This window comes from Sulfitobacter sp., from assembly GCF_041552635.1.
Taxonomy (GTDB): domain Bacteria; phylum Pseudomonadota; class Alphaproteobacteria; order Rhodobacterales; family Rhodobacteraceae; genus Sulfitobacter.
Map to the genome: position 1 here is coordinate 1 of NZ_JBFEKM010000168.1, position 8,745 is coordinate 8,745.

The window sequence follows — 8,745 nt, forward strand, 5'->3', positions numbered from 1 at the left end:
GCGGCGTCAATCGCGGAGAGGTTTTTCATCGGTCGCAAGCGCGTCCGCCAACCGCTGCTGTGCGGAGCCGGGACGCAGCGGTTTGGGCTGGCTGTCAGCAGGGGCCCAGCCCGCCAGAAAGATCAGTTCGAACGTGGCGGTTATACGTCCGGCGTCTGTGGCAAAGTTATCCTGATAAAGCGCGGCAGCCGCGTCAAAGACAGCGCGGCGCGTCGGGTGGCGCAGGCGCGATTGCATGGCGTTGGTTTCCCCCATCGCGCGCAGATCACGCATCAAGTGCCAAATGTCCTTATATTCGGTCTTGAGCGTTACAGAATCAGCGACCGGCAGCGCCAGTCCTGCGCGTTGCAGCAGCCCGCCGATATCGCGAAGTTCGGCCATCGGGGCGATGCGGGGTGACAGGCCACCGGTGACCTGCGATTCCGCCTGGCCCAGACAGGCGCGCAATTCGTGCAGCGTTTGGCCGCCAAAGCTGACCGACAGGAAAAGCCCGTCCGGTGCCAAAGCACGGCGCGACTGGATGATTTGGCCAACAGGGTCATTTGCCCAGTGCAGCCCCATTGCGTGAACCACTAGATCGTGGGCGGTTTGGTTCAATTCCAAGGTTTCGCCATCTGGTACAATAACCGCGTCTGGACGCGACGCTGCCCACACCTGTGGAAAACCGGTCACGATAGCGGGACTGTTAAACGTTCTATTAACCATACCCAGCCGATCATCGATCTCGTTCAGGGCGGCGTGGTGCAAGAACAGGCCATCGTCGCTGGTACGGCGACGGTTGCGGATCAGGGCCGGTATGTCTGTCAGAATATTTTGCGCGTTCATAAAGGAACAATAAGGTCATGCTGTCCCAGTTACAAACCGCTGTCGGCCTTATTTATCCGCCTGTTTGTCTTGGGTGTAATCAAGCTGTCGATAAAGCTGCGGGCCTTTGTGGTGCGTGCTGGCGCGAGACAGCTTTTATTGGTGGTACGATCTGTGACCGCTGCGGGGTGCCCTTGCCCGGCGGTGCTGCTGGTGAACTGGCGCATTGCGATTCTTGTATGACCCATCCACCGCCTTGGGTGCAGGGGCGGGCGGCGCTGTTGTACCGCGGCATTGGGCGAAAAATGGTATTGGGGCTGAAACACGGGGACCGTCAGGAAATTGCACGGCCAGCGGGGCTTTGGATGGCGCGTGCAGTTGCGGCCACGCTGCCGGACGATACGTTGATTGCGCCGATCCCCCTGCATTGGCTGCGGCTGGTGAAGCGGCGCTACAACCAATCCGCGCTGTTAGCCAAGGCAGTCGCACGCGAGACGGGGCAACCATGGTGTCCGGACCTTTTGCAGCGGATACGCCGGACAAAGCCCCTTGAGGGAAAGACTCGCGCGGAAAGGTTCGCGATGCTTGATGGCGCGATCTTGGTGCATCCCAAGCTTATTGATCGCTTGCAAGGGCGGTCCGTGTTGCTGGTTGATGACGTTATGACCTCGGGGGCGACGCTTTCCAGCGCTGCAAAAGCATGTATTGATGCCGGCGCGGGGTCGATACGTGTCGTTACACTGGCAAGAGTCGCAAAAGATACCTAAGTCTGTTTCCAATTGATTTGCTGAAAAGGATACAGCTATGAAACCCGTCGAGATTTACACCTCGCCGCTTTGCGGTTTTTGCCATGCGGCCAAGAGGCTGCTGAACGAAAAGGGCGTCAGCTTTGCCGAGGTGGATGTTCTGGCGCAGCCAGATCGCAAAGCCGAGATGGTAAAGCGCGCCAATGGCGGGCGCACTGTACCGCAAATTTTCATTGGCGATACCCATGTTGGCGGGTGCGATGATCTGTTTGCGCTAGAGCGTGCGGGCAAGCTGGACGCGTTGTTGGCGGCCTGATGAAGGCTGCGTTGATCCAGTTGAACGTGACCGATGATCCGGCCCGCAATTTGGCGGGCACGGTTGCGATGGTGTGCGATGCCGCAGATCAGGGGGCAACGTTTGTTTTGACCCCCGAGGTCACCAATTGCGTGTCCACCAATCGGGCGCATCAACACGATGTTTTGCAGCACGAAAGCGACGATATCACCTTGGCTGCGCTGCAAGATGTGGCGCGTGACAAGGGCATTTGGCTGCTGATTGGATCGCTTGGGCTGAAAACCGGCGATGCCGACGGGCGGTTCGCCAACCGGTCGTTTCTGATCGGGCCTGACGGGCTGATCGTGGCGCGCTATGACAAGATCCACATGTTCGATGTGGATATCGACGCGACCGAAAGCTACCTCGAATCAGCTGGCTACAGGCCGGGAGAACAGGCTGTCGTGGCACAGACCCCATTCGGCAAGATCGGGATGAGCATCTGCTATGACATGCGATTCCCTTTGCTGTATCAGGCGTTGGCGCAGGCTGGTGCGGATATCCTGACCATGCCTGCCGCGTTTTCGCCAGTGACCGGGGCCGCGCATTGGCACACGCTGCTGCGCGCACGAGCGATTGAAACGGGTTGTTTTGTTCTAGCCCCCGCGCAAACTGGCGAACATGGCAGTGCGGCGCATAAAACGCGGAACACCTACGGACATTCATTGGCCGTGGCCCCATGGGGCGAGGTCTTGCTGGACGCGGGCGAAGCACCGGGCGTTTATCTGTTCGAGATGGACATGGATCGCATCGCCGATGCACGCCGACGTGTTCCCAGCCTTGCCAACCGCCGCAACTTTGCAGCACCGTGAGGGGTAAGCTGTGACCGAGAACCGAAACTCCCTGGCGATCACCTTGATCAGTGAACTGCTGTCAGCGGATCAGCGGATGCGCAACCGTTTGACGCGGGTATTGCCCAAGGGCATGGAGATTTCGCATTTTTCGGTTCTGAATAATCTTGCGTGGCATGAGGGCGAAAAGACCCCTGCACAGCTGGCAGAGACATTTAACGTCACCCGCGGTGCCATGACCAATACGCTGAACAAACTGGTCTGGGCAGGATATGTCCACATCCGCCCCGATTGGGACGACGCACGCCGCAAAATGATCGCGATCAGTCCCGCAGGGCGACAAGCGCGAGACGACGCAATCAGGGCGATCACACCGCTGATCAACAATGTGGCAGACGAATTGGGCGAAGAACAAGTGCGCGCAACGCTTGAAACGCTGCGCGCACTTCGGAAATATTCCGAGGACTGAACCTATGCTGGTTTCGTGCTTGCCGTGACATAGTTCACGCTTAGATCGCGGGCGGATAGGCTCCAGGACCATGTGATCGGGTTGAAAACGAAACCTTTGCGGTCAACCGGCGTCAGCCCTGCGTTGCGCAGCAGATCGAACAGTTCGTCTGGGGTGATGAATTTCGACCATTCATGGGTGCCTTTGGGCAACCAGCGCATCACATGTTCGGCCCCGATAATCGCCATCATAAACGACTTTGGATTGCGGTTCAGGGTTGAACAAATCTGCAATCCGCCCGGTTTCAGCAATTGCTGGCAGGCGGTCAGGTAATCGATGGGCGATGAAACATGTTCCACCACCTCCATGTTCAGGACAACATCGAACTGCTCACCGGCCTCGGCCATCGCTTCGGCTGTGGTGTGGCGGTAATCGATGGTCAGGCCGGATTGTTCAGCATGCACCTGCGCCACGGGAATGTTGCGTTCAGCGGCATCGGCACCAACAACATCGGCCCCCAGCCGCGCCATCGGTTCAGACAAAAGCCCGCCACCGCAGCCGATATCAAGGATTCGTAGCCCGGCAAAAGGTTTGTCCGTTTTCAAATCGCGGTCAAATTCGCCTGCAATCTGGCTGGTGATATAGTCCAACCGGCAGGGGTTCAGCATGTGGAGGGGTTTGAATTTGCCATTTTCGTCCCACCATTCGGCGGCCATGGCCTGAAACTTTTCAATCTCGGCGGGGTCAACGGTGCTTAGTGGCGCTTGCATTCTATTCTCTCTGTGCTCTTTTAGGTCCAAAGACTATATAGGCCTGTAATGGACAAAATCCCGGACCAAAAGCGCGCAGTTCAATATCTTTATCCCCCCGTTGATCCGTTTGATCAGCGGATGATGGACGTGGGCGATGGTCATACTGTGTATTTTGAACAGTGTGGAAACCCCAAGGGCATTCCCGTGATTGTTCTGCATGGCGGCCCCGGCGGCGGGTGCAGCCCGTCGATGCGGCGCTATTTCGACCCTGAAAAATACCACGTGATTCTTTTCGATCAGCGCGGCTGCGGCCGGTCAAAGCCGTTTGCTTCGGTGACGAACAACACCACTTGGGATTTGGTTGCGGATATCGAACGCATTCGCGAGGCGCTAGGGATCGATCAGTGGATCGCCTTTGGCGGCAGCTGGGGTGCGACGCTGGCGCTGATTTATTCCCAAGCCCACCCCGAACGGGTGCGCAACATCGTTTTGCGCGGAGTCTTCATGATGACCCAAGCCGAACTTGACTGGTTTTACGGCGGTGGCGCTGGCAAGTTCTGGCCCGATTTATGGGCGCGTTTTGAGAATCTGATTCCGGTTGATGAACGCAATGACCTGATCGCTGCCTACCACAAACGGCTTTTCAGCGGCGATATGCAAACCGAGATTAAATACGGCAAGGCTTGGGCCGCATGGGAGAACGCGCTTGCGTCGATCCATTCATCTGGCAGCATGCACGAGGGGCCGGGGGAATATTCGCGCACCTTCTCGCGGCTTGAAAATCACTATTTCACCAATGCCGGTTTTCTGGAATTTGACGGGCAAATTCTGGCCAATGTGCCGCGAATCGCGCATATTCCCGGCGTAATCGTTCAGGGCCGCTATGACATGATTTGCCCCCCGACCAGTGCCTATCATCTGGCGCAAGCCTGGCCCAATGCAGAGCTTAAGATGGTGCGCAACGCGGGACATGCCTTGTCTGAACCCGGAATCAGTGCAGAACTGGTGCGCACGATGGACAGGATTGCAGCACAATGACACGTTCGATCATGGATCGTCGGGCGCTTTTTGCCACCGGTGCTGCGGCAGCATTGCTGGCGGCGACAGGTGTATCTGCGGCATCGGCCCCGACGCGCGGTGGGCGGTTGCGGATGGCCTTGTCCGGTGCGCAGCGCAGCGACAGCTGGGCGCAGGGTGATGGCTTGTTCATGCAGGTCGCACGTCAGGGGTTGGTCTTTGATACGCTCACTGAAATCGCCGCTGACGGGACCTTGCGCGGTGAACTTGCGACAGATTGGGAGGTGTCAGAGGGTGGCCGCGTCTGGCAGTTTGATCTGCGCCAAGATGTGAGGTTTCACGATTCGCGCCCGATGACAGCCAAGGATGTTGCCGCGTCGCTCACGCTGGATGGTGTCGTTGACGTGATTGATCCGCATCAGATTCGTATCACGTTGAACAGTGCCGCGACGGACCTGCCCTTTACTTTGTCAGGACCCGAACATGTTATCCGCCCAGCACATGCACCCGACGCCGGTATTGGCACAGGCCTGTACAGTTTGCGCCGTTTCACGCCCGGTCAGCAGGTTTTGGCCGAACGTGTCGCGGATCACTACAAAGGCCCCAACGTTGGCTGGTTTGACGAAGTCGAACTGGTGTCGATCCCTTCAGAGCCGGTGCGCGCGCAAGCCTTGGCCGAATATCTGGTCGAGGCGGCTGATCTTTCCGATCCCCAACCACTGGGCGGGTATGACGATATCGCCTTGCTGCCCTCGGCGCGGGGGATGACCCATGCGGTATCACGGGGGCTGGCGATGCCAACCAGAACGGGCCAGAACCGTCCGCTGGACAACCTGCGCGCGGCTGAACGCTGGTGGTTCGCCTAAGGGCCGATTCCAGACAGGGCTTGCAGTTTCCGCATCTGAGGCGTATATCCCAATCAACAGCGGCGCATTCGGGTCCAAACCAAATGCTCCACCGATCTCGAACACGGGCCGCGCGCCCGTTTTTTTGTGCCTGCTGAAAATCGCAGGACGATAAGTGAGAATATGAACAACGACCTGATTGCCAAAGCCGCCATAGACCGCCGCATGGCCGAGATCATCACACCGGTGATCGAGGATATGGGGTTTGAACTGGTGCGTGTCCGTCTGATGTCTGGCAAAGCAACGACATTGCAAATTATGGCAGACCGCCCCGATGGCGGGATCGAAGTCGATGAACTGGCCTTGGTCAGTCAAGCTGTCAGTGCCGTTCTGGACGTGGAAGACCCGATTTTGGACGAATACACGCTTGAGGTTTCAAGCCCCGGTATCGACCGCCCTTTGACGCGCCTCAAGGATTTCGACATGTTCGAAGGCTATGAGGCCAAGATTGAAACCGCCGATTTGATCGACGGACGCCGCCGCTTTAAGGGCGCGCTGGCTGGTGTCGAAGATGATGAAGTACTGATCAACGTTGAAGAGGGCACGATTGGCCTCAAGTTCGAATGGCTGACGGACGCCAAGCTGGTTCTGACCGATGATCTGATCAAAGAAATGCTGCGCCAGCGCAAAGCGTCGGGTGCAATTGACGAAACCAAATTCGATGACATCGAGACCGAAGGGTCCACCGAGGGAGACGACTAAATGGCCATTACATCTGCCAACCAGCTGGAACTGCTGCAAACCGCCGAGGCTGTTGCCCGCGAAAAGATGATCGACCCCAACCTCGTGGTTGAAGCGATGGAAGAATCGCTCGCTCGGGCTGCCAAGTCGCGCTACGGCGCTGAAATGGACATTCGCGTGGCCATCGACCGCAAGACAGGTCGCGCAACATTCACCCGCGTGCGCACCGTTGTCGCTGATGACGAGCTTGAGAACTATCAGGCTGAATTCACCGTAGAGCAGGCCAAGCAGTACATGGCCAACCCCGAAATCGGTCAGGAATTTTCCGAAGAGGTCCCACCGGTCGAGATGGGCCGTATCGCAGCACAATCCGCCAAGCAGGTGATCTTGCAAAAGGTCCGGGAAGCCGAACGTGACCGTCAGTACGAAGAATTCAAAGACCGCGCCGGCACGATCATCAACGGTCTGGTCAAGCGCGAGGAATATGGCAACGTTATCGTCGATGTGGGCGCTGGCGAAGCGATCCTGCGCCGTAACGAGAAAATCGGTCGCGAATCGTATCGCCCGAACGACCGTATCCGTGTCTACATCAAGGACGTGCGCCGCGAGCAGCGCGGGCCGCAGATTTTCCTGAGCCGTACAGCCCCAGAATTCATGGCCGAACTGTTCAAGATGGAAGTGCCAGAAATCTATGACGGCATCATCGAGATCAAAGCCGTTGCTCGTGACCCCGGTTCGCGTGCCAAGATTGCTGTTATTTCCTATGATAACTCCATCGACCCTGTCGGTGCCTGCGTCGGTATGCGCGGCAGCCGTGTTCAGGCCGTTGTGAATGAACTTCAGGGCGAAAAAATCGACATCATTCCGTGGAACGAAGACCAGCCAACGTTCCTTGTGAACGCGTTGCAGCCTGCGGAAGTGTCCAAAGTTGTTCTGGACGAAGAAGCCGGCAAAATCGAAGTCGTGGTCCCAGAAGAGCAGTTGAGCCTTGCGATTGGTCGTCGTGGTCAAAACGTGCGCTTGGCGTCGCAACTGACCGGTCTGACGATCGACATCATGACAGAAGAGCAGGAAAGCGCGCGCCGTCAGGCCGAGTTTGAACTGCGCACCAAGCTGTTCATGGACAACCTCGATCTGGACGAGTTCTTTGCACAGTTGTTGGTTTCCGAAGGGTTCACCAACCTTGAAGAAGTCGCCTATGTCGAAGTTGATGAACTGTTGGTCATCGACGGTGTTGACGAAGCAACGGCTGGCGAATTGCAGGCCCGTGCCCGTGATGTGCTGGAAGCCAAGAACAAAGCGGCACTGGATGCGGCGCGTGCCTTGGGTGTTGACGACACGCTTATTGAATTTGACGGCCTGACACCCCAGATGATTGAGGCATTGGCAAAAGACGACGTTAAAACACTTGAAGATTTCGCCACTTGTGCGGATTGGGAACTTGCCGGGGGCTGGACAACGGTCGATGGCGTGCGCACCAAGGATGAAGGTACTCTTGAACCCTTCGAGATGACTTTGGAAGAAGCACAGCATTTGATCATGACCGCCCGGGTTCTGCTGGGTTGGGTTGATCCCGCCGAGCTTGAGCCAAAAGTCGAAGAAGGCGACGAAGACGCCGCAGAAGACGAGGAGGCCGAGGCCTGATCGTAGGTCTTGGGGAACGATATGGTACGCGGCGGCGTTTCTAAAGATCGGGAAGACGGTCCAGAGCGGAAATGCATCGCCACAGGCGAAGTGCAGCCGAAGAACGGGTTGATCCGTTTTGTCGTTGGCCCTGATTTACAGGTTTTCCCGGATATTCTGGGGAAACTTCCGGGCCGGGGCATCTATGTGGCCGCTGACAGGGCCGCATTGGAACTTGCCGTGAAAAAAGGGCTATTCGCCCGCGCGGCTAAACAACCTGTTAAGGTTGATGAAGGATTGGTGGACGAGGTTGAAAAACAGCTCGTCCGCCGTGTGGTTGATCTGATTTCGCTTCAGCGCAAGGCCGGTAAGGCCGTCGCGGGGTACGAAAAAGTCAAAGGTTGGCTGCAAATGGAAGAAGCCGAAGTTCTGATCCAAGCAGTGGATGGATCGGGTCGCGGCAAGTCGAAACTGAGCACGCCGCACTTTGGTCATTACATTGGATGGCTGACGGCAGACGAATTGGGTTTGGCATTCGGACGCCAAACTGTGATACATGGGGCGCTCGCCTCTGGTGGACTCACCTCTCGTGTTGTAGAGGAAGCCCAACGGCTAAGAGGCGTACGCATAAACGAGGGTGGCAA

11 protein-coding genes are annotated in these 8,745 nt (G+C 57.3%); 9 read left to right on the plus strand and 2 right to left on the minus strand.

The window, feature by feature from the left end; genetic code table 11:
- Window positions 1–6: 6 nt before the first annotated feature.
- Window positions 7–825 (minus strand): SAM-dependent methyltransferase, encoded by an 819-nt coding sequence (locus tag ABYT07_RS16780; RefSeq protein ID WP_372993185.1) that lies wholly within the window; start codon window positions 823–825, stop codon window positions 7–9.
- A 17-nt stretch (window positions 826–842) separates the two neighbouring features.
- Here ABYT07_RS16780 and ABYT07_RS16785 point away from each other — a divergent pair, with 17 nt between their 5' ends.
- The 4 genes from ABYT07_RS16785 to ABYT07_RS16800 are packed head-to-tail and all read left to right on the plus strand — an operon-like array spanning window position 843 to window position 3,144.
- Window positions 843–1,571 (plus strand): ComF family protein, encoded by a 729-nt coding sequence (locus ABYT07_RS16785; protein ID WP_372993186.1) that lies wholly within the window; start codon window positions 843–845, stop codon window positions 1,569–1,571.
- Window positions 1,572–1,608: 37 nt separating this feature from the next.
- Window positions 1,609–1,866 carry a glutaredoxin 3 gene (gene grxC / locus ABYT07_RS16790; protein WP_372993187.1) on the plus strand — a complete coding sequence of 86 codons (258 nt, stop codon included), beginning with the start codon at window positions 1,609–1,611 and terminating at the stop codon, window positions 1,864–1,866.
- Window positions 1,866–2,696 carry a carbon-nitrogen hydrolase family protein gene (locus ABYT07_RS16795; protein ID WP_372993188.1) on the plus strand — a complete coding sequence of 277 codons (831 nt, stop codon included), beginning with the start codon at window positions 1,866–1,868 and terminating at the stop codon, window positions 2,694–2,696. The genes grxC and ABYT07_RS16795 overlap by 1 nt, the downstream gene beginning before the upstream one ends.
- Before the next feature lie 10 nt (window positions 2,697–2,706).
- Window positions 2,707–3,144: a MarR family winged helix-turn-helix transcriptional regulator gene (locus ABYT07_RS16800; RefSeq protein WP_372993189.1), complete on the plus strand. Its 438-nt coding sequence runs from the start codon at window positions 2,707–2,709 to the stop codon at window positions 3,142–3,144.
- Between the two features lie 2 nt (window positions 3,145–3,146).
- Here ABYT07_RS16800 and ubiG read toward each other — a convergent pair whose 3' ends face one another.
- The gene (gene ubiG, locus ABYT07_RS16805) at window positions 3,147–3,893 is read right to left on the minus strand and encodes a bifunctional 2-polyprenyl-6-hydroxyphenol methylase/3-demethylubiquinol 3-O-methyltransferase UbiG (protein ID WP_372993190.1); all 747 of its coding nucleotides are present in this window, start codon (window positions 3,891–3,893) and stop codon (window positions 3,147–3,149) included.
- A 48-nt stretch (window positions 3,894–3,941) separates the two neighbouring features.
- On the opposite strand from ubiG, the gene pip reads away from it, so the two are divergent.
- From pip to ABYT07_RS16830, 5 genes are all read left to right on the plus strand, one after another.
- Window positions 3,942–4,913, plus strand: a complete 972-nt coding sequence (pip, locus tag ABYT07_RS16810) for a prolyl aminopeptidase (RefSeq protein WP_372993191.1) — start codon at window positions 3,942–3,944, stop codon at window positions 4,911–4,913.
- The gene (locus ABYT07_RS16815) at window positions 4,910–5,758 is read left to right on the plus strand and encodes an ABC transporter substrate-binding protein (RefSeq protein WP_372993192.1); all 849 of its coding nucleotides are present in this window, start codon (window positions 4,910–4,912) and stop codon (window positions 5,756–5,758) included. Before pip ends, ABYT07_RS16815 begins: the two co-directional genes overlap by 4 nt.
- A 162-nt stretch (window positions 5,759–5,920) precedes the next feature.
- Window positions 5,921–6,499 (plus strand): ribosome maturation factor RimP, encoded by a 579-nt coding sequence (rimP, locus tag ABYT07_RS16820; protein ID WP_372993193.1) that lies wholly within the window; start codon window positions 5,921–5,923, stop codon window positions 6,497–6,499.
- Window positions 6,500–8,122: a transcription termination factor NusA gene (gene nusA / locus ABYT07_RS16825; RefSeq protein ID WP_372993194.1), complete on the plus strand. Its 1,623-nt coding sequence runs from the start codon at window positions 6,500–6,502 to the stop codon at window positions 8,120–8,122.
- Window positions 8,123–8,143: 21 nt separating this feature from the next.
- Window positions 8,144–8,745 (plus strand): RNA-binding protein (locus ABYT07_RS16830; RefSeq protein ID WP_372993195.1); only part of this gene is annotated, 602 nt, incomplete at its 3' end.